General features: G+C 46.6%; 31 protein-coding genes and 1 pseudogene. 14 read left to right on the top strand and 18 right to left on the bottom strand.

All coding sequences use genetic code 11. The features are described 5' to 3' along the window. Positions 1-90: 90 nt before the first annotated feature. Positions 91-960 (bottom strand): agmatinase, encoded by an 870-nt coding sequence (gene speB / locus RRU94_RS09735; protein WP_242232729.1) that lies wholly within the window; start codon positions 958-960, stop codon positions 91-93. Between the two features lies 1 nt (position 961). After that, on the bottom strand, positions 962-1,789 hold the full coding sequence (gene speE, locus RRU94_RS09730; protein WP_251271543.1) for a polyamine aminopropyltransferase: 828 nt from the start codon (positions 1,787-1,789) through the stop codon (positions 962-964). A gap of 276 nt (positions 1,790-2,065) precedes the next feature. Between speE and RRU94_RS09725 the strand changes: the two genes are divergently transcribed. After that, positions 2,066-3,988 carry a transglycosylase domain-containing protein gene (locus tag RRU94_RS09725; RefSeq protein WP_315694010.1) on the top strand — a complete coding sequence of 641 codons (1,923 nt, stop codon included), beginning with the start codon at positions 2,066-2,068 and terminating at the stop codon, positions 3,986-3,988. A 52-nt stretch (positions 3,989-4,040) separates the two neighbouring features. On the opposite strand, the gene RRU94_RS09720 is transcribed toward RRU94_RS09725, so the two are convergent. The 4 genes from RRU94_RS09720 to RRU94_RS09705 form a co-directional block, all read right to left on the bottom strand. After that, positions 4,041-4,553: a YwhD family protein gene (locus RRU94_RS09720; protein WP_315694009.1), complete on the bottom strand. Its 513-nt coding sequence runs from the start codon at positions 4,551-4,553 to the stop codon at positions 4,041-4,043. 16 nt (positions 4,554-4,569) lie between these two features. Next, complete coding sequence (locus RRU94_RS09715) at positions 4,570-5,208, bottom strand: site-2 protease family protein (protein ID WP_251271538.1); 639 nt, start codon at positions 5,206-5,208, stop codon at positions 4,570-4,572. 13 nt (positions 5,209-5,221) lie between these two features. Beyond that, a complete protein-coding gene (locus RRU94_RS09710; protein WP_410493040.1) occupies positions 5,222-6,562 on the bottom strand; it encodes an HD domain-containing protein in 1,341 nt (446 codons plus the stop codon). A 107-nt stretch (positions 6,563-6,669) separates the two neighbouring features. Next, the gene (locus RRU94_RS09705) at positions 6,670-6,894 is read right to left on the bottom strand and encodes a YuzB family protein (protein WP_242232723.1); all 225 of its coding nucleotides are present in this window, start codon (positions 6,892-6,894) and stop codon (positions 6,670-6,672) included. 137 nt (positions 6,895-7,031) lie between these two features. Between RRU94_RS09705 and RRU94_RS09700 the strand changes: the two genes are divergently transcribed. Further along, on the top strand, positions 7,032-7,583 hold the full coding sequence (locus tag RRU94_RS09700) for an RsfA family transcriptional regulator (protein ID WP_315694005.1): 552 nt from the start codon (positions 7,032-7,034) through the stop codon (positions 7,581-7,583). 2 nt (positions 7,584-7,585) lie between these two features. Here the strand turns inward: RRU94_RS09700 and RRU94_RS09695 are convergent, their stop codons facing one another. Beyond that, positions 7,586-8,416: an octanoyl-[GcvH]:protein N-octanoyltransferase gene (locus tag RRU94_RS09695; RefSeq protein ID WP_251271532.1), complete on the bottom strand. Its 831-nt coding sequence runs from the start codon at positions 8,414-8,416 to the stop codon at positions 7,586-7,588. A gap of 111 nt (positions 8,417-8,527) precedes the next feature. Here RRU94_RS09695 and hemQ point away from each other — a divergent pair, with 111 nt between their 5' ends. From hemQ to gerQ, 3 genes and pseudogenes are all read left to right on the top strand, one after another. Beyond that, on the top strand, positions 8,528-9,274 hold the full coding sequence (gene hemQ / locus RRU94_RS09690; protein ID WP_315694004.1) for a hydrogen peroxide-dependent heme synthase: 747 nt from the start codon (positions 8,528-8,530) through the stop codon (positions 9,272-9,274). A gap of 201 nt (positions 9,275-9,475) precedes the next feature. Continuing rightward, positions 9,476-9,691 (top strand): annotated as a pseudogene (locus RRU94_RS09685) (hypothetical protein). A gap of 20 nt (positions 9,692-9,711) precedes the next feature. Further along, positions 9,712-10,143, top strand: a complete 432-nt coding sequence (gene gerQ / locus RRU94_RS09680; protein WP_315694003.1) for a spore coat protein GerQ — start codon at positions 9,712-9,714, stop codon at positions 10,141-10,143. Between the two features lie 212 nt (positions 10,144-10,355). Here the strand turns inward: gerQ and RRU94_RS09675 are convergent, their stop codons facing one another. From RRU94_RS09675 to RRU94_RS09660, 4 genes are all read right to left on the bottom strand, one after another. Beyond that, entirely contained in the window at positions 10,356-10,727 is a 372-nt protein-coding gene (locus tag RRU94_RS09675) for a DUF423 domain-containing protein (RefSeq protein ID WP_315694002.1), read from the bottom strand. A gap of 12 nt (positions 10,728-10,739) precedes the next feature. After that, the gene (locus tag RRU94_RS09670) at positions 10,740-11,018 is read right to left on the bottom strand and encodes a YwdI family protein (RefSeq protein WP_315694001.1); all 279 of its coding nucleotides are present in this window, start codon (positions 11,016-11,018) and stop codon (positions 10,740-10,742) included. Then, positions 11,015-11,173, bottom strand: coding sequence for a uracil-DNA glycosylase (locus RRU94_RS09665; RefSeq protein WP_315695900.1), 159 nt, complete (start codon positions 11,171-11,173; stop codon positions 11,015-11,017). The genes RRU94_RS09670 and RRU94_RS09665 overlap by 4 nt, the downstream gene beginning before the upstream one ends. Positions 11,174-11,364: 191 nt before the next feature. Next, positions 11,365-12,048, bottom strand: coding sequence for a uracil-DNA glycosylase (locus tag RRU94_RS09660; protein WP_315693999.1), 684 nt, complete (start codon positions 12,046-12,048; stop codon positions 11,365-11,367). A gap of 101 nt (positions 12,049-12,149) precedes the next feature. On the opposite strand from RRU94_RS09660, the gene RRU94_RS09655 reads away from it, so the two are divergent. After that, entirely contained in the window at positions 12,150-12,521 is a 372-nt protein-coding gene (locus RRU94_RS09655; RefSeq protein WP_315693997.1) for a YflT domain-containing protein, read from the top strand. A gap of 75 nt (positions 12,522-12,596) precedes the next feature. Then, positions 12,597-13,394: a pyridoxine/pyridoxal/pyridoxamine kinase gene (gene pdxK / locus RRU94_RS09650; protein ID WP_315693996.1), complete on the top strand. Its 798-nt coding sequence runs from the start codon at positions 12,597-12,599 to the stop codon at positions 13,392-13,394. A gap of 40 nt (positions 13,395-13,434) precedes the next feature. Here the strand turns inward: pdxK and RRU94_RS09645 are convergent, their stop codons facing one another. Continuing rightward, positions 13,435-13,986, bottom strand: a complete 552-nt coding sequence (locus tag RRU94_RS09645; RefSeq protein WP_315693995.1) for a nitroreductase family protein — start codon at positions 13,984-13,986, stop codon at positions 13,435-13,437. Positions 13,987-14,108: 122 nt separating this feature from the next. Here RRU94_RS09645 and RRU94_RS09640 point away from each other — a divergent pair, with 122 nt between their 5' ends. Both RRU94_RS09640 and bshB2 read left to right on the top strand, forming a co-directional pair. Next, positions 14,109-14,456: a YojF family protein gene (locus RRU94_RS09640; protein WP_242232711.1), complete on the top strand. Its 348-nt coding sequence runs from the start codon at positions 14,109-14,111 to the stop codon at positions 14,454-14,456. A 17-nt stretch (positions 14,457-14,473) separates the two neighbouring features. Continuing rightward, on the top strand, positions 14,474-15,190 hold the full coding sequence (gene bshB2, locus RRU94_RS09635) for a bacillithiol biosynthesis deacetylase BshB2 (RefSeq protein WP_315693993.1): 717 nt from the start codon (positions 14,474-14,476) through the stop codon (positions 15,188-15,190). 34 nt (positions 15,191-15,224) lie between these two features. Here bshB2 and ilvA read toward each other — a convergent pair whose 3' ends face one another. Further along, positions 15,225-16,472, bottom strand: a complete 1,248-nt coding sequence (gene ilvA / locus RRU94_RS09630) for a threonine ammonia-lyase IlvA (RefSeq protein WP_315693991.1) — start codon at positions 16,470-16,472, stop codon at positions 15,225-15,227. A gap of 42 nt (positions 16,473-16,514) precedes the next feature. Next, positions 16,515-17,387, bottom strand: coding sequence for an HAD family hydrolase (locus RRU94_RS09625; RefSeq protein WP_315693990.1), 873 nt, complete (start codon positions 17,385-17,387; stop codon positions 16,515-16,517). A gap of 288 nt (positions 17,388-17,675) precedes the next feature. On the opposite strand from RRU94_RS09625, the gene RRU94_RS09620 reads away from it, so the two are divergent. Continuing rightward, on the top strand, positions 17,676-18,770 hold the full coding sequence (locus RRU94_RS09620; RefSeq protein ID WP_315693989.1) for an AI-2E family transporter: 1,095 nt from the start codon (positions 17,676-17,678) through the stop codon (positions 18,768-18,770). A 149-nt stretch (positions 18,771-18,919) separates the two neighbouring features. After that, positions 18,920-19,390: a helix-turn-helix transcriptional regulator gene (locus RRU94_RS09615; RefSeq protein WP_315693988.1), complete on the top strand. Its 471-nt coding sequence runs from the start codon at positions 18,920-18,922 to the stop codon at positions 19,388-19,390. 4 nt (positions 19,391-19,394) lie between these two features. On the opposite strand, the gene RRU94_RS09610 is transcribed toward RRU94_RS09615, so the two are convergent. Then, complete coding sequence (locus RRU94_RS09610; protein ID WP_255821852.1) at positions 19,395-19,526, bottom strand: hypothetical protein; 132 nt, start codon at positions 19,524-19,526, stop codon at positions 19,395-19,397. A gap of 98 nt (positions 19,527-19,624) precedes the next feature. Between RRU94_RS09610 and RRU94_RS09605 the strand changes: the two genes are divergently transcribed. Continuing rightward, entirely contained in the window at positions 19,625-20,428 is an 804-nt protein-coding gene (locus RRU94_RS09605) for an alpha/beta hydrolase (RefSeq protein ID WP_315693987.1), read from the top strand. Between the two features lie 8 nt (positions 20,429-20,436). Here RRU94_RS09605 and RRU94_RS09600 read toward each other — a convergent pair whose 3' ends face one another. The 3 genes from RRU94_RS09600 to ybaK form a co-directional block, all read right to left on the bottom strand. Further along, entirely contained in the window at positions 20,437-20,568 is a 132-nt protein-coding gene (locus tag RRU94_RS09600; protein ID WP_315693986.1) for a hypothetical protein, read from the bottom strand. 109 nt (positions 20,569-20,677) lie between these two features. Further along, complete coding sequence (locus RRU94_RS09595; RefSeq protein ID WP_242232703.1) at positions 20,678-20,965, bottom strand: hypothetical protein; 288 nt, start codon at positions 20,963-20,965, stop codon at positions 20,678-20,680. 113 nt (positions 20,966-21,078) lie between these two features. Then, a complete protein-coding gene (gene ybaK, locus RRU94_RS09590) occupies positions 21,079-21,558 on the bottom strand; it encodes a Cys-tRNA(Pro) deacylase (protein ID WP_315693983.1) in 480 nt (159 codons plus the stop codon). A 64-nt stretch (positions 21,559-21,622) separates the two neighbouring features. Here ybaK and RRU94_RS09585 point away from each other — a divergent pair, with 64 nt between their 5' ends. Together RRU94_RS09585 and RRU94_RS09580 are read left to right on the top strand one after the other, a co-directional pair. Beyond that, entirely contained in the window at positions 21,623-22,273 is a 651-nt protein-coding gene (locus RRU94_RS09585; protein ID WP_251271497.1) for a LytTR family DNA-binding domain-containing protein, read from the top strand. 143 nt (positions 22,274-22,416) lie between these two features. Continuing rightward, positions 22,417-23,907, top strand: coding sequence for a succinyl-CoA:acetate CoA-transferase ScpC (locus RRU94_RS09580; RefSeq protein WP_315695897.1), 1,491 nt, complete (start codon positions 22,417-22,419; stop codon positions 23,905-23,907). Positions 23,908-24,094: the final 187 nt, after the last annotated feature.

Genomic DNA, 24,094 nt, shown 5'->3' with positions numbered 1-24,094 from the left:
TGGCAGCACATTCACCGTATCTGCCACACGTCGTAAACAAGCCGCCTTACCGCAAACAAAAAAGTGTCCGGCAAGAAGCCGGACACACGTTTAAAAGAAACCGAGCAGCATTTCCCGAATCAGCTTCGATGCTGTATTCGCTGTTTGTTCAGAGTTATCGTAGATCGGCGCTACCTCAACAAGGTCCGCACCGATGACATTTACATCTGAGCCGGCAATGGCATGAATAGATGCTAAAAGCTCTTTCGATGTAATACCGCCAGCGTCTACAGTTCCTGTACCTGGTGCATGAGCCGGATCAAGTACGTCGATGTCAATCGTTACATAAACCGGGCGCCCCGCAAGCGTCGGCAAAATTTCTTTCAGCGGCTCCAGCACTTCAAATTTAGAAATGTGCATGCCGTTTTCTTTTGCCCACTGGAATTCTTCCTTCATACCGGAACGAATACCAAATGAGTATACATTTTTAGGACCGATATGCTCGGCAATTTTGCGAATTGGCGTAGAGTGTGACAAAGGCTCACCTTCGTACTCTTCGCGCAGATCGGTATGCGCGTCAAAATGAATGATCGCCAAATCTTTATACTTTTTCGCCGCTGCTTTCATAACCGGCCATGATACCAAGTGCTCGCCGCCCATACCAAGCGGTTTTTTGCCGGCTTCAAGCAGTCCATCAATATATTCTTCAATGATGTCAAGGCTTCTTTGTGCGTTGCCGAATGGCAATGGAATGTCCCCTGCATCAAAATATGCGACTTCGTGCAGCTCACGATCTAAATAGGCGCTGTATTCTTCAAGCCCGATCGATACTTCGCGAATGCGGGCCGGGCCGAAGCGCGAACCTGGACGGTAGCTTACCGTCCAGTCCATCGGCATGCCATACAGCACGACATCACTGTCTTCAAATGATGTTTGCGTTCCAATAAATACATTTCCTGAATATGCTTCGTCAAATCTCATCTTATGTTAAATCCTGCACGAATTTTGGCAGCGCAAATGCCGCTTTGTGCAGCTCTTTCGTATAGTATTTTGTTTCGATATCGTGGAAACGGCCCTCTTCCACTTGAAGCGGATCATGTTTTTTCGAACCAATTGTAAAGCACCAAAGGCCGCTCGGATACGTTGGGATATTGGCTGTGTACAGACGTGTAATTGGGAAAATTTCTTTTACATCTGCCTGCACCTGACGGATAAGCTCTGCTTTAAACCAAGGATTGTCACACTGCGCCACAAAAATACCGTCTTCTTTCAATGCTTTAGAAATGCCGGCATAAAAGCCTTTTGTAAACAAGTTAACAGCCGGGCCGACTGGTTCTGTTGAATCGACCATAATGACGTCATACTCATTTTCAGACTCTGCGATATGCATAAAGCCGTCGCCTACTTTTACTTCAACGCGCGGATCATCCAGGTCGCCTGCGATGTCAGGCAGATATACCTTCGAATACTCGATGACTTTGCCGTCGATTTCAGCAAGCGTTGCTTTTTCAACAGATGGGTGCTTTAGCACTTCACGGATTACACCGCCGTCGCCGCCGCCAACAACCAATACATTTTTCGGGTTTGGATGCGTAAATAATGGTACGTGTGCCACCATTTCGTGATAAACAAACTCATCACGCTGGCTCGTCATAACCATGCCGTCCAAAAACAGCATGTTGCCCCACTCTTCTGTTTCCACCATTTCTAAATATTGAAAATCCGTTTGTTCTGTATGCAAAGTACGTTTCACTTTCATCGTGATGCCGTAGCTGCCTGTCTGCTTTTCGGTATACCATAGTTCACTCATGATATTGCCTCCTTCTTAATGATAAGGATATTACTTTATTCTCTTGGAGAACAAAGGCTAAACCCATAGCATCCTGTTAGGACGCCTTTATGACCTGCATCCCGCAGGCCCCAAGAAAAAAGTATAGAACAATTTGACGAAAAAGCATAGTGAATTTATATGAAGACGTTTAAAAATTCGCCATTTTTTTCATACTAATAAACAAGCAAGATACCTGGAACTGGGCAAAATTTAAAATAGAGCTTTTTCATCTAAAGAAAAACGAGGTGATGCAGCATGAAAAAGTGGCTCATGGCGATACTTGTTTCAATTATCGGGGCCGTTATTGTCTTTTTTTACGCGTTGTATGCGGCCGGTCCCCCAGATATAACAGTGCCGCGTTCGACCCTTTTTTATGCGGCTGACGGAACAAAAGCCGCTGAAGCACATGGAGGAGAAAAGCGGTACTGGGTAAAGCTCGAAGACATCTCCCCTTATATGATTGATGCGGTGATCTCCATTGAAGACAAGCAATTTCACAATCACTTTGGCCTGGACCCAAAGCGCATTGCTGGTGCCGCTTTGGCTGATATAAAAGCCGGAGCAAAAGTCCAGGGGGCAAGTACGATCACGCAGCAGTATGCGCGCAATATTTTTTTAACCCACGATAAAACGTGGACCCGCAAAGCAAAAGAAGCCTGGCAGGCGCTTCGTCTTGAAGCGTTTTACTCAAAAGATGAGATTTTAGAAGGATACTTGAATACCGTGTATTTTGGCCATGGCGCTTACGGGATAGAAGCGGCCTCCCAATTTTATTACGGCAAGCCGGCCGCTGCCCTGAGTGTTTCCGAGGCAGCGCTTCTAGCCGGTATTCCAAAGGGGCCTTCGGTTTATTCTCCACTCATCTCACGAGAAAAATCTGAGCAGCGCCGCCGGCTTATTTTATCCGAAATGCATTTGTCTAAACATGAATATGAAAAAGCAGTAGCGGACGCCCCGCGGATCACCGGCGCTTTTGCCGATGACGAAAACAGTGCGCCTTACTTTATAGATGCCGTACGGGGTGAGCTTGAGTCACTTGGTTTTCGGGAGCAAAGCGGCTTGAAAGTGTATACAACGCTTCAGCCACGGCATCAAAAAGCAGCCGATCAAGCGATGGCAGACGGCATTGCGAGCGGCGCTTCCATTCAATCCGCCCTTGTTTCTATTGATCCGGACACCCATTATGTAACCGCCCTGTCCGGCGGGCGCAACTATCGGGAAAGCCCTTTTAACCGGGCTGTGCAGGCGTTCAGGCAGCCAGGATCCTTAATAAAGCCTTTTTTGTATTATGAAGCGCTTGGGCACGGGATGACCCCTCTTACAAAAAGAAAAAGTGAGCCAACGACGTTTGAAGGAAATTATTCACCAAAAAATTTCAACAGCCAGTATGCAGAACGTGCTGTGACAATGGCTGAAGCACTCGCCGTTTCCGACAATATTTATGCGGTCAAAACCAATATGCTGCTCGGACCGGAAACACTCGTGCAGACGATGGAAGAGTTTGGGGTTACCTCCAAGCTTCAAGCCGTCCCCTCTCTTGCACTCGGTACCTCTGGGATGACCGTTCTTGAAACAGCGAATGCCTACGCAGCCATTGCATCGGGAGGCACATTTGCGAAGCCTGTCTTTATTACAAAAGTGGAAAGTATGGACGGAGAAGTGCTGTACCAGTATGACAAGCAGCAGGAACAGCGGCTTGATAGAAACAAAATGGCTGTACTGACACGGCTGATGACGGGGATGTTCGATAAAACGATAAGTGATTATGCCTCACCAACGGGAACGGTGATCGCTTCTTCTCTGACACGGCCTTACGCCGGCAAATCCGGATCCACTCCTTACGATTACTGGATGGCAGGCTTCACGCCTTCACTTGTATCCGTCGTGTGGACCGGCTATGACAATGGAGCGGAAATCACGAAAACCGAAGACCGGTCACGGGCAAAAGTGATCTGGGCAAAGTTTATGGAAGAAGCTCATAAAGGACAGAATCCAGAGGCATTTACCTGGCCGCGCGAGCTGGTTGAAGTTGAAGTAGATGTTAAAACGGGCACAGCCTGCAGCGGAGGGCACAAGCTTTTGTTTGAACCTGGCACCGAGCCAGAGACGAAATGTCCGAAGGATGAGGAGCATACAGAAGAAATGCTGTATCCCGAGCTGCCTGAATGGTTCAGATAATATAAAAAAACCCGGGAATCCTCCCGGGTTTTCTGCGTTTTGTATAGGCTGTTTAAGCTTCTGTCACGGTTAAACCGTTTTTGAGCTCGTCTGAAGAAAGATTCCACATTTGCTCATTATGGCTGGTGAGGAAATCGCGCAGGATGGTTTTGGAACGATCATCCATCACATCTACAATAATATGGCGCTTGAGCGATTTGTCCATCCGGTTAACATGCTCCGGCAGCGACTTGTACCCGCGCCGGATGTCGCGATTAACTGTCATTTCACATGCGGTTACTCCTGCATAATAAGGCCCTTCTTCTTTTCGGTCTACGGTTACCCAAACGAGCCAATAGGGTTTGGCATCCGGCACTTCTTCTTTTGTTTTTAAAAATTTAATGCCTTTTTCCACAGCACTCCGAGCATGCATCGCACCGATATCGATATGAGCCGACCCTTCTTCTACGTCAATAATGACCGGTGAAACCTCCTCTAAGCTGAGTGCACCTTTTCCAAATCCTTTATGTCCGTCGGTCGGATCATTTTTAATAATATTAAAGCCGACTTTCTTTTTTTGTTCCATTGTTTATTAGCCCTCCTTACAAGAATACGCTAAAAATAGCATTAAAGCCTGCTAAAACAGCTGAAGTCAGCTGGCTTAAAAATGGACTTACCGTATAATCTCCCAGCGGTGTAATGACTAAAATTAAAAACAGCAGTACACCATATTGTTCATACTGTGTCATTTTAACCCGCAGATTGGCCGGAGCCAAATCTTCTAAAATCCGGTAGCCATCCAGCGGCGGGAACGGAAGCAGGTTAAACACAAACAGAAGCACATTCAAATACACCATCATATATAACAGCTGAAAAACAAACTCATTCGCGTTTGCCCCGACCCCGTATAGAATGCCCATGGCGATAAACGCAATTAAAAAATTGCTGAGCGGTCCGGCAAGCGATACAAGCACGCCGGCCAGCTTCGGGTTTTTAAAATGACGGCGGTTTACCGGCACCGGCCGCGCCCAGCCAAACCCGGCAATAAGGATAAAAATAGTACCGATCGGGTCCAAATGATGCACCGGGTTCAACGTAAGGCGCCCTTGATTTTTGGCCGTATCATCCCCAAATTTGTACGCCGTATACGCATGAGCAAATTCATGCACCGTAAAAGCCACCAGCAGCGAGACGATCACAAACGGCAGCTGTTCCAATTCAAATGCCAAAAATTGTTCCAATCCGTTGTCCCCTTTACTTTCGATATAGTTCTAATATACTTTTGATCTTCCGTTTAGCTGTTCGGTTTGAAGATTCATCCCGGAGCAGATCAATCGGGAAATAAAGCTTGTGATCTGTGCGCCGCTTGCCGGAGATCGCTTCGACGATGTCAGAGCGACCGGATAATTCCTGCAGCGTTTCCCCGTCTTTCATCAATAGATAAATCGGCTGCCGTTCCGTTTCAATGCCCGGCCGGTAAAAGTCATACGGCAGGTCGGAGGAGGAATCATGAACGAGGTAATATTCCGGGTCGATGCCTGCTTTTCGGAACAGCTCTTCCAGCTCCGCATATTTTTCCTGCTCGGCTTCCGGGTCAAATTCTACATATTTAAATAAATTCCGGTTCATAAACCGGCTGCATAAATCCTGCAAAATGGCATCATCTTCATCCTGCCAGACGTGAAAATAAAACATAATGACGGACTCATCCAAATTTACATATTCTTCAAGCGAGCAGTCCCCGTCAAACAGGGAAATAAAGTGAACCGGCTTCTGTCGGAACGAATATCCCTGTTTATACAGCTGCTTTGCCCGCTGCAGGGTTTTAGAAAGCAGTACTTCGGCACTGCGCGTAACAGGATGGAAGTAAATCTGCCAGTACATTTGATAGCGGCTCATAATATAATCCTCTACCGCGTGCATGCCGCTTAATTTAAACACAGCCTGCTCTTCGCGCGGACGAATCACCCGCAGAATGCGCTCCATATCAAAATGTCCGTAGCTTACACCCGTGTAATAGGCGTCACGCTGCAGATAATCCATACGGTCTGCGTCAATCTGGCTTGAAATCAAGCTGACTACCAGCTTATTCGGATATGTTTTGTTAATAACCGCTGCTACCTTTTCCGGGAAATCGTCGCTCACCCGCCGCAGCACCCGGTTAATATCCGTGTCACCGAGCACAATCTTTTTTGTATATTCTTCGTGATCGAGGCCAAACACTTTTTCAAATGAATGAGAAAAAGGCCCATGCCCGACATCATGCAGCAGTGCTGCGCAAAGGCTGACCAGCCGTTCTTCCGGGTTCCATTCTGATCTGCCCCGAAAAATGTCATCAACGATCCGGCGGACAATTTCATAGACACCGAGAGAATGATTAAACCGGCTGTGCTCCGCCCCATGAAAAGTAAAGTACGTCGTACCGAGCTGGCGAATTCGGCGCAGCCGCTGAAACTCTTTCGTGCCGATCAAATCCCAAATTACTACATCCCGCACATGAACATAGCGGTGAACCGGGTCTTTAAATACTTTCTCTTCTTTCAACTTCTGCTTCGCGTAGCTCACATGCGCGCCCCCCGTCTCTTTTTTGTTCATTATAACGGAAAAATCAATCATTATGGGAAAATTCGCATTGACAAATGCATATACTGCTAGCACATAGAAAAAAAATCACCTTTTTTCGAAAGAAAAGGTGATTCACATTATGACTTTAATTTTTTCTGTATTTTCTCCATCAATTCATCTTCTGTCAATGCCGCAACTGGACGATTATTGACAAAAGCAAACGTTTTTTTTCGGCCAGGGCCGCAATAGGATTGGCATTTTACATCAATGGATGCATCCGGATCCAATTTTTCGAGCTTCGGAATCAGTGTTTTCAGATTCACTGCCTGGCAATCATCGCATACGCGAAATTCATTCGCCATATTAACTCTTCCTTTCCGTTCATTCATCCCGATATTTTACATGGAAAAAAGCATGTTTGCAAGCTTGCCGCGTATAAAAGAAATCCTATCTGGCAATCCTGTTCATAGAGACTATTTTCATAAGGAGAGATGATAAAATGAAAGTTCGTCAAGATGCCTGGTCAGAAGAAAACGATCTGCTGCTCGCCGAAACCGTTCTTCGTCACGTACGTGAAGGAAGCACGCAATTAAACGCATTTGAAGAAGTCGGCGACTTATTAAACCGCACATCAGCTGCCTGCGGATTCCGCTGGAACGCTGTTGTGCGCACCCAGTACGAAAAAGCACTCAGTCTCGCTAAAAAGCAGCGCAAGCAGCGCAGCCGTACCATCGAGAAAAAGACCCTGTACACGCCGCCGGCAGAAGGTTCGCTGGCGATCACAATGGCTGATGTGATCGGCTATTTGCAAAGTCTTGATTCTATCGATGCAGTTAAAGCAGAAAACGAGCGGCTGCGTGCCGAGAATGAGCAGCTGCAGTGCCGCTTGAATAAAATTGAACAGTCATCTGAAATTATGCAGGAAGACTATGAAACACTAATGAAAATCATGAACCGCGCCCGCAAGTTTGTTGCATTAGATGATCAAGAAGGCGCTGCGGTTACCTTTAAGATGGAACAAAACGGAAACCTGGAAAAAGTGGCAGAGTAATATTAAGCAAGGGCCCGGTCGTTTCGTTCGATCACACGCTGCAAATAACCGTCAAAAACATCTGCTTCAAATGACGTCATAGAGCCGCTTTCAAGCGGACCGCCAAGTTCTTGCAGCGACTTTAAAAATCGTATGATGACATCTTGGATGGTGAGCGGTTTTCTGATCAGCTCTTCAAGTGAAGCCATCACCTCGGGCTGAATATCAGGGTACACCCATTTTGTCTGAGCCTGCCGCTTGGCTGCTTCGTAAAAAGAACGGACAGCTGCGGCACGCTCTGAGCCGCTTCCATTTACACACAAGTAGATTTGAACGGCTACACCTTTTTTCAAGCGGCGCTGCGAAATGCCAGCGAATTTCTTGCCGCCAATGCTAAGATCATAGCTTCCTGGACAATAGGATCCAACAATTTCATAGGCATCGATATCGGCCTCCGGAAACATATGGCGAACGAGTGTATACATCGCTTCATAGCCGCGGTCAATATCGATGCCTTTTTCCGTGTCCGGCACCAAAAGAGATAAGTTCAGTACACCTTCGTCCAGAAGCACCGCAAGCCCGCCTGAATTGCGGACAATGACCCGGTAGCCCTCGTTCTCAAGCACCTCCACCCCTTCTTTTAAATAAGGCAGCTTTGTATCTTGAATGCCAAGCACAATGGTGTCATGATGCACCCATGCACGGGCCGTTGCAGGGCTTTGCCCGGCGCCGATCGCTGTTGCAAGGGCGTCATCAGTAGCAAATGAATGAATAGGGTTAAATCCTGGCCCGTAAGCGGATTGGTCGATAAACCGCCAAAGCGGACGGCGCAGAAGCGCTTCTGATTGATCCATAACGATTCTCCTTCACAAAATGTTCTTCTTTTACTGTAGCCTTCTGGCGGGAGTCGTTCAAGCTTTTTATGATATAGTAAGTAGGACTATACTACATAGGAGATGAAGAACATGAGTGAAGCAGCAAAAACGCTGGACGGCTGGTATTGCTTGCACGATTTCCGCTCGATTGACTGGGCAGCGTGGAAAATGCTGTCAAGCAGTGAACGAGAAGGTGCTCTGGCCGAATTCCGCAAATTCTTATATAAACTGGAAGAAACACAGGAAATGAAAGCTGGCAGCCACTCCTTCTACAGCATTATTGGCCAAAAAGCTGATTTTATGCTGATGATTCTGCGCCCGACAATGGCAGAGCTGAATGTAATTGAAACAGAATTCAACAAGCTGAAAATTGCCGAATTTACCATCCCGGCGTATTCCTATGTATCCGTTGTCGAACTAAGCAACTACCTGTCTTCTGATGAAGATCCGTACCAAAATCCGCAAATCCGCGCTCGTTTGTATCCGGAGCTTCCTAAAACAGAGTATGTATGCTTCTATCCAATGGATAAACGCCGTCAGGGCGAAGATAACTGGTACATGCTTCCAATGAAAGACCGCGGTAATTTAATGCGCAGCCACGGTATGATTGGCCGCCAGTATGCCGGCCTTGTGAAACAGATTATTACTGGTTCGGTTGGATTTGATGATTACGAATGGGGTGTCACGCTTTATGCGGATGATGTACTTCAGTTTAAAAAGCTCATCTATGAGATGCGCTTTGATGAAGTAAGTGCCCGCTACGGCGAATTCGGTTCTTTCTTTGTCGGACATTTGCTGACAGACGAAAAGTTTACACAAATGATGCATATCCAATAACCTTTTCAGACGGTGTCTTTCAGGCATCGTTTTTTTATGTGCATTTTTTGCCGGCACTCCCCTTTTATTATACGGCACGTAATGGTTAGAGTTTATGGATTGAGGCGTAAGCCCAGCACCGACTTTATGCGCTTTGCATAAAGTAAATCGGGAGGTGTTGATGCGGCTGTTGTTGCTCATGCGGAAGAGGATGTAAAACTTCTGGCACGCCTGGCATGCTGATGGCTGGCAATGTCGGCGTAAACCGGACACGGTCTGACTGTCTTGATTTCAAAGATATCCGCACAATCCGTCAAATGGTTTTTCAGTCACCCGGCGGATGCCCTGCCCAGTGGTTTAACCAGCCGAATACCGGCCGATATAAATCCCACTGCTTTTTTTAGTCCGCTTCGTTCTGTTTGTCCATCTGTTTACTAAATAAGGAGGCGTTTTTTTTCATGAATCCATTTCACTATGTACCGGCCCAGGGACCGATGAATCAGGGAAGCATGAATCAAGGAAGTATGAACCAAACCGGGCCGCAGACACTGCCTCCAGTAGGTATGGGCCAAGGTATGGCTCAGGGCATGGGACCGGGTATGGGCCAAGGCATGGGGCCTGGCGGAGGAGCCGGCCTGCCGCAAGTTGAAGAATCCTACATTGAAAATATTTTCCGTTTAAACCGCGGCAAAATGGTGACCGTGTATACAACGTTTGAAAACAATAAAGAATGGAATGCTAAAGTGTTCCGCGGCCGCATTGAAGCAGCCGGGCGTGACCATCTTATTTTAAGCAGTCCTTCAACCAACCAGCGCTTTTTAATTCCGCTTCTTTACCTTGATTATGCTGTCTTTGATGGAGAAATTGCTTACGAGTACCCGTTTAGTTAAAAAAAGAGCGGCATGGAGGCCGCTCTTGTGAGCATGTAGACAAAGCAAGAAAACAGGCTGATTGAAAACGTCTGCTCTTCCAGGAGTGCAGCCTGCTCGGAAGCGAAGTGACCTCTTGGGTGAAGGTCATGAGCATTTACAGCCGGCAAGTGATGCCGAAAGCAGGCGATTGAGAGCAGCTTGAAAAGAGCGGCATGGAGGCCGCTCTTTTCCTACATATTTTTAACGGCTGCTACAATAAGCAGTACCCAGGCAGCAAGAAATGCCACGCCGCCAATCGGCGTAATCGCACCAAGCTTGCTGATACCTGTAAGAACCAACGCAAATAAGCTGCCGGAAAACAGCATGATTCCTGCAAACATAAGCCAGCCTGACCAGTTTAGTGCAGAGCTGCCCGCAAACTGCCCTATTAAAAAGCCGACGATTATTAAACCGAGCGCATGAAACATTTGGTATTGAACCGCAGTTTTCCAAATGTCTAAGTACTTCGCGTCTACTTTCCCTTCAAGCCCGTGGGAGCCAAACGCACCAAGCGCAACCGCTAAAAAGGCATGGATCGCCCCTAAAATAATAAATAATTTCATGATTCTGCTCCTTTAAAAATCAAAAATTGAATCGCCATTTGATCCGTCTTCTGTCGCGATCCGCTCTTTCTGGCCAACAATCTGCACAGGCTCCTGGACTGGCGGAGGCATAACGGCTGGCCCAACAGAAGCCTGCTTCGGCGCAGGCATGTCCATTCCAGCTCCAATAAGCAAGTCGCACATCGACTTGATCGCATAAATATGCCGTTCCATTTTCCCTGGACCGGCGTTTCTTGCCGCAGCTATTTCCTGTTCCATTTTCTGCAGCACTTTCTCATGAGATACATTCACTTTTTAACACCTTCTTTCGGTGAAAATTGAAAACACGGATGGCCTGATGACCTTTTTACAGCCACAGACGGCATCTGCTTTGTTTTAAATCCAAATGCCCGGCAGCCACGAGGAGCCTGCGCATCCCATGTGACAAAAAAATGCCGGCATTTCATACAATTCGGTTCCGCTTTCAACACGTCCCTTCCCCGTTTCACGTGAAACATCAGGCTGCTGGAAATATACGCACGTTTTTTAAAGCAGATAATCTGAAAAAAGCTAGGCTGCATAGTCCAAAACTTTGCTTATAAAAAAACAGACGCTTCCAGACAGCCGGCTTTTTTGCTTTCTTTGTTCTTTGAACAATTTACACGTTTGAATCGAGGCACCAATTAATCGGGCTTTCTCCCATAGAAGTGAGCGCTTCATTTGCCTTGGAGAATGGCCGGCTTCCGAAAAATCCACGTGATGCTGATAATGGACTTGGATGAGGCGATTCAATAATAACATGCCTGTTTATGTCGATTAAGGCTTTTTTGCTTTGTGCTGGTCTTCCCCAAAGTAAAAATACAACCGGCTTCTCCCGCTCGCTGATAAGTCTGATTACCTGATCCGTAAACGTTTCCCACCCCTTGTTCCGATGAGAATTTGCTTTTCCCTCTCGAACAGTTAAAACAGTGTTTAACAGGAGAACACCTTCATCTGTCCATTGTTTTAAATATCCATGATTCGGTATCTCACATCCAATATCTTCCTTCAATTCCTTGTACATATTTTTTAAAGATGGCGGCGGTTTAATGCCAGGCTGAACTGAAAAGCTTAAGCCGTGCGCCTGGTTCGGTCCATGATACGGGTCCTGGCCAAGAATGACGACCTTTACATTTTGGTACGGCGTAAAATGAAGGGCATTAAAAATATCATCCATATCAGGATGAATCACCTGTGTACTGTATTCTTCTTTTAAGAATGACCGCAGCTCCTGGTAATAAGGTTTTTCAAATTCACCTTCAAGCAGCGGTGCCCAGTCATTTGTTAAGATTTTTTTATTCATGCGGCTCACCTCCTTCTTCATTATAAAGGAATGAGCCGCTGTTTAAAAATAAAGCGGGCGGGTATAAGAAAGCGAACGTGAAAATACGAGGAGGTCTTTCTGTGTATACCGCGAAAATTGTTCGAAACCATACAGAAGCGGCCAGTGCCGTAACGGCTTTTTCACAAGATGGGTTTTCCAAAGAGGCGATTTATGTGTTTGCCCGCGATAAAGATGAATCTAAACAGTTAACCGACGCGACCAACAGCGGCTCAGTCGGCTTCAAGGAGCAGGGCTTGTCCGGCACAGTCGGCAATGTATTTAAAAACCGCGGGGACGAGCTGCGTTCGAAGCTTCACAGCCTCGGAATGAGCGAATCCGAAGCAGCCGAGTATGAAGAACAGCTTGACCGGGGGCTTATTGCCGTCGTTGCGACAGATAAAAATCCGGAGGATCGAAGTTCGGCCAATTCCAACGATCAAAGCGTCCTTTAAAAAGGGCGTTTTTTCTTGTACATTTCCCTATTGTTTCTTAAACTAAAAGAAGTGTTAAAAAGGAGGAATTGCATCATGAAAAAAACATTAACCATTGCAGGATCAGATACAAGCGGCGGCGCTGGCATCCAAGCCGACTTGAAGACCTTCCAGGAGCACGGCACATATGGCATGACAGCCCTCACAACAATTGTCACAATGGACCCCGATAACGGCTGGAACCATGGTGTGTTTCCACTGGCGATCGACACGCTTCAGGCTCAGTTAAAAACAGCCATGTCCACTGGCATTGATGCGCTGAAAACAGGAATGCTTGCTACGCCTGAAATTATCGAAACGGCAGCAGCTTCTATTAAAGAGAACGATATCCAAAAAGTCGTCATCGACCCGGTTATGGTCTGCAAGGGCGAAGATGAAGTATTAAATCCAGAAGCAGCCGAAGCAACACGCGACTCTCTTCTTCCGCTTGCGACCGTTGTTACACCAAACTTATTTGAAGCATGGCAGCTTTCTGGTGTCGGTCCAATCCGCACAATTGATGATATGAAAGAAGCGGCTCAAAAAATTCATGCGCTTGGTGCAAAAAACGTAGTCGTTAAAGGCGGCAAGCAGCTGCAAAGCGAAAAAGCGGTTGACCTTTTCTACGATGGCCATGAATTTGAGCTGCTAGAAGGTGAAAAGCATAACACCACTTACAATCATGGTGCAGGCTGCACGTTTGCGGCTGCTATTACGGCCAACCTGGCAAACGGACAGGACGTAAAAACAGCAGTCCATAATGCGAAGGATTTCGTAAATGCAGCGATTAAACACGGCTGGAGACTGAACGAGTATGTAGGTCCTGTTATGCACGGTGCTTACAACCATAAATAACACATAAGAAAATCCCGCCTGCCTGGACGGGATTTTCTTTTTATTTAAAATACGTAATTTTCTCTTGAACCGGCGTCCGTTCTTTTGCTTGCGGCAATTCGTCGTAATAGCCGAATTGCAGCAAGGCCAAAATCCGCTCGCCTGGCTTTACATCAAGAGCTTTACGAAACTTTGGTGCATCCAGCCAGGCTGGTGTTTTCCAGCATGTGCCGATGCCCTGCTCCCAGGCAAGCAGCTGGGCGTTTTGAATAAGGGCGCTTGCAGCCGAGAAATCTTCCAGCCGTTCTTTTTGGCGCGGATCCTCCGGTACAATGACAAATACAAAAGCGCCAGGCAGTGCGAAGCCGGCTGTTTTTTTCTTTAGCTCTTCTTCCGGAAGCATATTCCATTTAGGGATTGTACATTCTTTCAGCGTTTCCCGCATCGCTTGGAGTCCCTCTTCCGCTGCAACAACAAAACGCCATGGCTCGCGGCAGCCATGATTCGGCGCCCACACTGCGTCCTCTAATACAGCCGTAACATCGGACAGCGCTACAGGCTTGCCATTAAATTTCTTGATGGAACGACGTTCACGAATAATATTTTTCAGCATATGTACCACCTCTATCTATTAGATTTCTTTTTTTATCATACTGAAAAAGCGGGATTTTCGCCATTCGAACTATTTTTTAGTACAATAGGGCAAGAACGAAATTCGACGGGAGGGCAACGGACATGGAACCGATTTTACCTGAAAAGGTACAGGAGCTTATTAATACGTTTGCCGGCCAGGAAGTATACCTTCACATGGAAACGACAAACGGTGCTTATGCATCACATTTTAATGAAAAGTTTTTCTCTGCGGGTGCGTATATCCGCAATGCGAAGCTTACATATGAACATGGCAAAATTGTCGGTGATGGGCCGTTTCGTGTTGGGCTGAAGCTTGCAATTGGCTGGGTTTACGCAGAAGGATTAACTCATTATGGGTTTGATGAAAATGGGCACTTACTGATGGCTGGACATGATTTTGATGGAAAACTGGCAGTCGCTCTGCAGCTGGGCACGACGCCGTTTAAGTAACGAAAGGACTGAAGACGATGACCAAAACAATGGAAATTGAACAGGAGCGCCACGTCCTTGTCATCTTTCCTCACCCGGATGATGAGGCATTTGGTGTATCCGGTACGATCGCTGTTCATACTGGACGAAAAACACCGGTCACTTATGCCTGCTTAACACTCGGCGAAATGGGCCGTAATCTTGGCAATCCACCTTTTGCAAATCGCGAGTCTCTTCCAGATGTCCGCAAGGCCGAGCTGCAAAAAGCAGCCGAAGCTATCGGCATTCAAGATTTGCGCATGATGGGCCTTCGTGATAAAACGTTAGAGTTTGAAGACGATCAAAAAATGATGAACCTCGTCACGGGTTTGATTGATGAGCTGAATCCTTCCCTGATTATTACATTTTATCCGGGCTACTCTGTTCACCCGGACCATGAAGCAACCGCACGTGCGGTTGTACGGGCGGTGCGCGCGATGGAAGAGAGCAAACGGCCGAAGCTTCACTGTGTGGCCTTTGCGAATAACACGCTTGAAGAAATCGGGCCGGCTGATATCCGTTACGACATCCGGCACGTGTATGATAAAAAACTAGAAGCCATGAAAGCTCATATTTCCCAGACCATCTGGATGCTGAAAGATCTGGAAGCAAGCGTCGCCGAAGAAGGAAGCGACCTGCATGACCGGTTTAACTACGAGCATTTCTGGACATACACATTCGATGAAAAAGACAAAGTAACCGAAATAAAAAGCTGATCTGCGTTTGCAGATCAGCTTTTTTAATACTCGTTTAAATAAGCAGGTTAAACAAGAGAGGATCACTATTAATTTCCATATAAGGGAAGCCATTTTCCTCCATCCGCTTAACGAGCGGTGCATAGTCTTCTTTATGCTTCAGCTCAATACCAACCAGAACAGGTCCTTCATCACGATTGGTCCGCTTTGTATATTCAAAGCGGGTAATATCATCGTGTTCTCCCAGCACCTGAGCCATAAACTTGCGGAGTGCCCCGGCACGCTGCGGGAAAGTGACGATAAAGTAATGCTTTAACCCTTCATAAATGAGCGAACGTTCTTTGATCTCCTGCATACGCTCAATATCGTTATTGCCGCCGCTGATCACACAAACCACGTTCTTTCCTTTGATCTCGTCTTTATAAAAATCAAGGGCAGCAACAGACAGCGCTCCTGCCGGCTCTGCTACGACTGCGTTTTCGTTATACAGCTGCAAGATCGTTGTGCACACTTTACCTTCTGGAACAACGGAAATACCGTCGAGCACATCCATGCAAATATCCATTGTCAGGTCACCAACTTGTTTAACGGCCGCCCCGTCGACAAACGGATCGATCGTGTCCAGACGGGTTACCTGCCCGCTGCTCAAGGAAGCTTTCATGCCAGCTGCTCCTGCCGGCTCAACGCCAATCAGCTTCGTGGATGGGCTGATGCCTTTTAAATACGAGCCGACACCGGCTGCGAGGCCGCCACCGCCAATGGAACAAAACATGTAATCAATAGGTTCTTGCATATCGTTCAAGATTTCAACCGCCACGGTTCCCTGCCCGGCAATCGTCCGGTAATCATCGAATGGATGAACAAACATCTTTTCTTCTTCTGTGCAGTAGGCCATCGCTGCAGTATACGAATCATCGAACGTATCTCCTGTCAGCACAACCGATACTTTATCTCCACCGAACCGTTTCACCTGCGATACTTTTTGACGCGGTGTCGTGGACGGCATAAAGATCTTCCCTTCAATGCCAAGGGCAAGGCAGGAATACGCAACGCCCTGCGCATGGTTGCCGGCACTTGCGCATACTACTCCTTTTGCCCGCTCTTCCTCCGTCAAGCTCCGGATAAAGTTATACGCGCCGCGCAGCTTAAAGGAGCGGACAATCTGTAAATCTTCACGCTTTAAATACACGTTACAGCCGTAACGGGCTGATAAAAGTTCATTTTTTTGAAGCGGTGTCTTGGTAACCACGTCTTTAAGCACCTGGTTTGCCACGACGATTTCTTCTACTGATACTTTAGACACGGTGAATTCTCCTTCTTATTGCGAATTGTATGAATTATTTTATCATTTGACCGCACTTCGTTCCAGTGCATCTTCAATCGCCCTGGCTACTCCGCTTTCTTCATTGCGGGACGTCTCAAACCGGGCTGCTTTTTTAATATTGGTGTCTGCGTTGCCCATCGCATATGAATATCCGACTCTCTCAAGCATAGACAGGTCATTATAGTTGTCTCCCACAGCGAGCGCATCTTCGAGCGAGAGTCCTTTAGAAGTCAGGTAATTCTCAAGCGTAATGCCTTTTTGCGCCTGTTCATTGGTAATTTCAAGGTTTTCGTTCCCAGATGAGCTGACAGCTACTCCGTCAATTCCATCGAGACGGTCCGCCGCCCGCTGCAGCAGCTCGCGGTCTGTTGAAAACACGAAAAACTTATAAATGTGCTGGCTCGTGTCACGAATGATTTCTTCGTAATCATTCACTTTTTTAGCAAGGCCGTGCTCGATCCGCAGCTTGGCGCGTTCACGAATGTCTTCTACATTTGCGTCTGGATGTGCGGAAAGAACAATATCAATCAACAGCTCTACCGCTTTTTCTGCATCATCTGTGTACGTTGCTTGATTCGTATACACTTCGAAGTAAACGCCGACATCTTTTAAGCGGCGGTATAAATCGTATGCCAAATCATCTTCAATCGCCGTAAATTGAACGATTTCGCCCCTTGCATCCCGAACTTCCGCTCCGTTCACTGCAATAATCGGGCACTCGATCCCGGTTCCTTCTAATGCAAAGCGGGCTTCTTTGTAAGAACGCCCTGTTGCAACAATGACTTCGATCCCAAGCTCCTGCGCTTTTTTCATGGCAGTTCGGTTTTCTTCACTCACTTCCATGTTCCCGTTTAATAGCGTTCCGTCCATATCCGTTGCGATGCTTGTGATCATTCGGGTCACCTTCTTTTTAATTTCATTCTTTCCTATTTTAACATGAAAATAGTTCGGAATCCGGAAAAATACTGGTAGTTGTATAGCGCAAATCTTGTAAGCGTAACCAATGTTCAGGCCTTTTCTTGCATATGCCGAATTGTGGAGTTGAAAAAGGAATAAGCTGATTGATTTGCGGACTGTCGCAGGCACTGCGTACCTTTATTTTTAAAAAAGCCGGAACTTACCGGCTTTTTTTTCGTATAATCGGGTAATGATATATGTTGCCTAGAAAGGAAGTGTCTCTTTTTGACAAACAAACTTTGGTTTCAAACAGGAATTGGTATTTTACTGGCGATGCTGATTATTTTTATGTTTCAGCAAATTCATGATGTCTTTAATCCTCTTATTATTATCGCCAAAACGATTTTTCTGCCTCTTTTAATTGGCGGGGTGCTTTTTTATTTAACAAGGCCGCTCCTCCACTTTCTTGAAGCAAAAAAGCTGCCGCGCTGGGCTTCTATTACATTCGTGCTTGTTGTGGTCGCGGCCGTATTCTGGCTGATTTACGCGATGATCGCGCCCGTTATCGGTGAACAGGCCGGTTCTTTAGCGAAAAACACACCGCAAATGATCGATGAAGGTGAAAAATGGGTGGATTACCTGCTCAGTCACCGGGATGACCTGCCGCCTCAAGCGCAGGAATCTGTTGAAAGTGCGATCACCAATGTTTCTAACAATCTGAATGACTGGACTGTTGGATTCGGCTCCTGGCTGTTAACGTTTCTTCAAAACTTTTTCCAAGCCTTGTTCCTTTTAATCCTGGCGCCATTCTTCCTTGTATACATGCTGAAGGATCATGAAAAGTTTGCACCGTTTGTTGCCGGCTTTTTCAACGGAGAACGAAGAACATGGATCCGCAAAACACTGCATGACTTGGATGTGACGCTTCGCTCTTACATTCAAGGACAGCTGTTGGTCAGCTTCCTTGTCGGTGTAATGCTCCTAATTGGGTACTTAATTATCGATTTGAATTATGCCCTGCTGCTGGCGCTGTTCGGCATGATGACAAATGTGATTCCGTTCCTCGGCCCTTACTTGGCCGTTGTGCCAGCTATGTTTATCGCTCTTCTACAGGAGCCGCAGATGGCCTTGTACGTAGCGATTATTATGCTCGTTGCCCAGCAGATTGAAAGCAACTTTATTTCACCAAACGTAATGGGCAAAGCGCTTGATGTTCATCCGCTTACCGTTATTACGGTTATTTTGGCGGCAGGAAACATCGCCGGCATCTGGGGCGTTATTCTAGCCATTCCGTTTTACGGCGTTGTCAAAACGATTCTGTCTAACCTTTATCAAAAAAGAACAGAAATCCGTGAAGCGGCTGGAAAAGAAATTGATTAATACAACACAACTGTCTCTTTGGAGGCAGTTTTTATTTTTTGCATGCGGGCCGGATAATAAAAAGAAAAACCCCTTTTTGCACGAAAGGGGTTTTCTTTTTTACTTCTGTACGAACCAAGTGTAAAATTACACGTAAGGAGTGATGTTCGGTGAACAAAGAAGCGATAACAGCTATAGTTTCTTCTAAATTAAAGCTGATCCGCACAGAACGCGGATACACACAGGATAAAATGGCCGATGTAATCGGCTTGTCTAAAAAAACACTTGTGCAAATTGAAAAAGAACGCTCCACTGCCGGCTGGACAACAGCGGCAGCGGTATGTGCGCTGTTTCGGAACAGCGATATCCTTCAGTCTGCGCTCGGCGGTGACCCGGTTGAAATAGCCGAGCTTGCTGCGCACAAAACGATCTCACGGCCAAATGGCCAGGAAAAAACGATGGGCGGCCGCGTTTGGTGGCGTGAGTTAGACAGTCAAAAAGGCATCCGTCTTCAGCAAAATGTTATCAGCGGCCACTACCGCGTGCTGGATGCCGAAGATTACCGGCTTTTCAGCACATACGATGCAGCCGAAGCAGAAGAGCATTTTCAGAATCACGTGAAAAGAACCGGGGACGAATAACCGTTTATTCGTCCTGCTCTTCACAATCGAAGCAAAACAGCTCTCCTTGTTCTTTTACCCCATTTAAAAATCCGTCCAGACAATAAATATCCTTGCCGCATACGATACATTGACCGACCCATTCTTTCAGGACCATCTCCCCCTTTAAATTCCATTATATCCCGCTATGTATCTTTTTGTCGAAATTATATATAATAAGGATTACTACTTTTGAAGGAAGCGAAGTGACCGTTTATGCGGAAGTATGGACTGTTTTTAGCAGCGGCTCTTTTAATTTACGCCAGCTTTTTAACGCTTGAAAAAAGCGATCATGCAGTATCAGACAGCCAATTCACCGAACCGGTTTTGTTCGTTCATGGCTTTAAAGGAACCGCGCGCTCCTTTAATACGATGATTGCCCGGTTTGAGCAAAGAGGCTGGGGAGAGCGGGCACTGACCATGAATGTCACGCGTACTGGCAGGCTTCTCGTCCGGGAAAGTCCTTTTTCTACAGAACGGCCTGCACTTATTCAATTAATTATGGAAAACAACCGGGCTTCCTTTGAGGATACATCACGTGCAGTAGCTGCGGCTATGCAGGTACTGAAGAAGGAATACGGTATTGAACATATAAAGGTAGTCGGCCATTCAATGGGCGGCATTGTATCGGTAAAATTTCTACAGGATTTATATGACCCTGCACTTCATCCGGCAGTTGACCAATTAGTCACGATCGGCAGCCCCTTTAACGGCGTAGCCGGCGGTCGATGGTTTACGCAAAACGAAGGTGAGGCGGTATACGACCTTATGCCCGGTTCGCCGGCTCTTGCTCAAATTACTGCCAACCATGCTCAGTTTCCAAAGGAAACACAAGTATTAAACATTGCCGGAACCGGTGATCAGGTAACGCTGCTTCAAAGTGCACTCAGCTTAAACGCCATTGTCCCAAAAGACCAATATCAGCTCGACATCCTCTATGACACAACCGTTGATCATAGCGGCCTGCATGAAACACCTTTGGTCGACGAGAAGATCGGTGCTTTTTTTCATTATCAGTAAAGCAGCTCTTACCAGGCTGCTTCAGGCTGTTGACAAACGCCCGCTTTCGGCGTCACTTGCTGGCTGTGAATGCTCATGACCGCAAAAAGGTCACTCCGCTTCCCATCCAGCTGCGTTCCTGGAAAGGCAGGCGTTTTCAATCAGCCTGCTTTCTAACTTCGTCTACACTCTGAAGCAGCCTTTACCAGGCTGCTTTTTTTACGAAAAAAAACGGCTTCCCGCACAGGGAAACCGATGTATTTATCTATATTATCCTTTAAAAATATCGCTGTGTGCTTCACGGATACGCGCTAACACGGCATCCACAGTAGCCTCAGCGTTTACGGGATATTCTTTCACTCGAGTAACGGAGCACGCGTCTCCTGTCTGGCACAATATTTTTACACATTCCGCTGTTTCTTCTTCGAGTTCATGCCATCCGCCCTCTTTGAAAAATGCACCTGACTTGGCCATTTTTTCATACTGTACAACATAGTTCTCTTTTACTTCTTCGGCAAAATAGCTTTTCACATCAAGAAGATTTTCAACGACCATCATGGTTATGGGTCAACTCCTGTTTCTTTGATGGCACTAGTATACGACGTTTTTTTTCAAAAAAGAACCGGCATTCGCATAAAAATCTCGTTATATACAATTTGGTAACACTTCGTTCACGAATTGTTCACAATCTCACAGAAGGAAGCGTTTACGGCCTCTGCCAGCTTGCGAGGAGACAATTCTATTTGCGCTCCGATCCGGCCCGCACTCACGACAATAGACTCAAATTCTTTCGCCTGTGTATCTATAAAAGTTGGATAAAGCTTTTTCATTCCTACCGGCGAACAGCCTCCCCGTATGTATCCCGTTTGTTTCTGAATCTCTTTCACGGGAAGCATATCAACTTTTTTCTCACCTGCTGCGCGTGCCGCCCGCTTTAAATCAAGCTCCGCTTCGACCGGCACGACAAACACGAACAAGCCGCCTGCCCCTTCGGTAACCAGTGTTTTAAAAACGCGCCCCGGTTCAATGCCAATCTTATGGGCAACGGACACCCCGTCTATCTTCCCGTCTTTGTTATCATATTCATGCATCTTATACTCAATGCCTGCTGCATCAAGCAGCCGCACTGCATTTGTTTTTCCTTTTGCCACCGTGCTTCCCCCTTTTTCTATGGTACACTTATTGTACTATAGTCAATGTGAAGAGGTGGAGCAAATGGACCAACTGACCGTTTCCGGCTTAATGGAAGTGATGAAAGAATTTTTTCCGCCGAATACGTCTGTTGCCGTGTCAAATCACGAAACATTTATTTATTACCAGCCGAGCCGCCTGATTGATTTGCATATTCGGGTAGGCGACCCGATCAAGCCGGGCAGTGTTACCCAGCAGGCTATCGAAGAAAAACATCAAGTGTCTACGTATATTGACAGTGATGTATATGGTATTCCCTACTATGCGATGAGTGTACCGATTTTTAATAATCATGTCCTTACCGGTGCCGTCACAACCATCCATCCGGCCAAGCCATCGCCTATTTCACGCAATCTACTAACGATCAAGGCGGAAGACCGGTGGTATCCTATTCCGTACAGTGACGTTATGTATTTAGAATCTGAAGGACGTAAAACCCGCGTGCAGGCCCGGACAGGCAGCGGCTACCATAAACTCAATTTAACTGAGCTTGAATTTATGCTGCCGGATGATGCTTTTATCCGTGTGCACCGCTCTTATATTGTAAATGTGAACTTTATTCAGGAAATTCAGCCGGACTCGCATTCAACTTTTTTGCTGATTATGAAAGACCGCACTAAAATTCCCGTCACCCAGACGTATACGAGTGCTTTCCGCAAATCGCTCAATTATTAACAAACTTGCTTCATGACGCGAAATTTCTTCTTCGCGTCTTTTTTGCAGTTTTTCGTTACAAACAAAATGAAAGCCCTTTCAAAAGTTGCTACACTTACCAAAACAACCTGGGGGGTCGAATCACAGTGAAGGAACGTATTCGCATGGAGGAATTAAGAAACAGGATTGTGAGCGCCGATGAAGCGGCATCCTGGATTGAAGACGGGATGACATTGGGGTTAAGCGGATTTACACGAGCCGGGGATGCAAAAGCCGTACCGATGTCTCTTGTAGAACGAGCTAAGACGGAGCCATTTAAAGTCAATATTTTTACCGGTGCCTCTCTCGGGTTTGACTTAGATAAAATGATGGCAGAAGCCGGGATTATTCATAAACGCCTGCCCTTTCAGGCAGACCCAGTTATGCGAAAAGAAATCAATGAAGGGCATCTGCTTTTTGTGGACCAGCATTTATCCCATACGGCCGAATCCATCCGCAGCGGGGTTCTCGGGCCAGTCGATTATGCCATTGTGGAAGCAGTCGCTATTACAGAAGATGGACTCATTATCCCGGCAACTTCTGTCGGCAATTCATCTATATTTGTTGATAGAGCGGAGAATGTCATCGTGGAGCTGAATACCGCCCAGCCGGCAGAACTCGAAGGCCTTCACGATATTTTTAATCCGAACGACCCGGGAAAACGCGGACCAATCAGGCTGACATCGGTAGACGAGCGTATTGGGGAAATCGGTATTCGAGTTGATCCAGCAAAAATTAAAGGGATCGTTTTAACAAATGCACAGGACTCACCCTCTACGATTGTGCCGCCAGATGCGGAGACAGCGCAAATGGCAGACCATTTAATTGCCTTCCTCCGTGAAGAAGTGAAAGCGGGACGCCTGACAAATGAACTCGCTCCTCTGCAGTCTGGTATTGGCTCGGTTGCCAATGCAGTGATGCACGGACTGATTGACTCGGAATTCGAAAACTTGGAAGTGTACTCAGAGGTGCTGCAGGACGCTGTATTCGATTTGTTTGAATGCGGTAAAATCCGCTTTGCTTCCGGCTGTTCAATCACTCTTTCAGAAGAAAAAATGCAGGATGTTTATTCAAACTTAGCAAGGTATCGGGATAAGCTTGTCCTTCGTCCACAGGAAATCTCTAATCATCCCGAGCTGATCCGCCGGCTTGGCTTGTTATCGATTAATACGGCTCTTGAAGCAGACATTTATGGAAATGTAAACTCTACCCATGTACTCGGCACAAAGATGATGAATGGCATTGGTGGATCGGGCGATTTTGCCCGCAACTGCCGGACTGCTATTTTTGTAACAAAATCAACCGCGAAAGGCGGCGCAGTTTCCAGTATCGTTCCGTTTGTTTCACACGTGGATCACACAGAACACGATGTGGATGTAATCGTCACAGAACAAGGCTATGCCGACCTGCGCGGCCTCGCCCCGCGTGAACGCGTGCTCGTTATTATTGAAAATTGTGTCCATCCAGCTTATAAAGAGCAGCTCAGACGCTATTATGAGGAAGCACTATCGCGCGGCGGCCAGACACCGCATGTGCTTGAAAAAGCGCTCTCCTGGCATACCCGCCTTGCCGAGACAGGCTCGATGCTTGAACAAAGTTCTCTGTCCCTTTCGTAACGTCTGTCCAGCCGCTTTGGAAAACGACTTCCAGACTCCTATCTCAAAACGATTTTCTTAAAAAGCGGCATGACGTTAACTATATATTTTTCCTTAAGGAGCTGTTTTTAACGCAGCTCCTCTTTTAGTTACAAGTGGGACAAATACAGCTTATTTTTACGCTAAAACGACCCAATTTTTCTCCTGT

It is taken from the genome of Domibacillus sp. DTU_2020_1001157_1_SI_ALB_TIR_016, from assembly GCF_032341995.1.
Classification (GTDB): domain Bacteria; phylum Bacillota; class Bacilli; order Bacillales; family Domibacillaceae; genus Domibacillus; species Domibacillus indicus_A.
The sequence above is the reverse complement of the archived record's forward strand: the minus strand, read 5'-3'. Positions and strand labels throughout refer to the sequence as shown.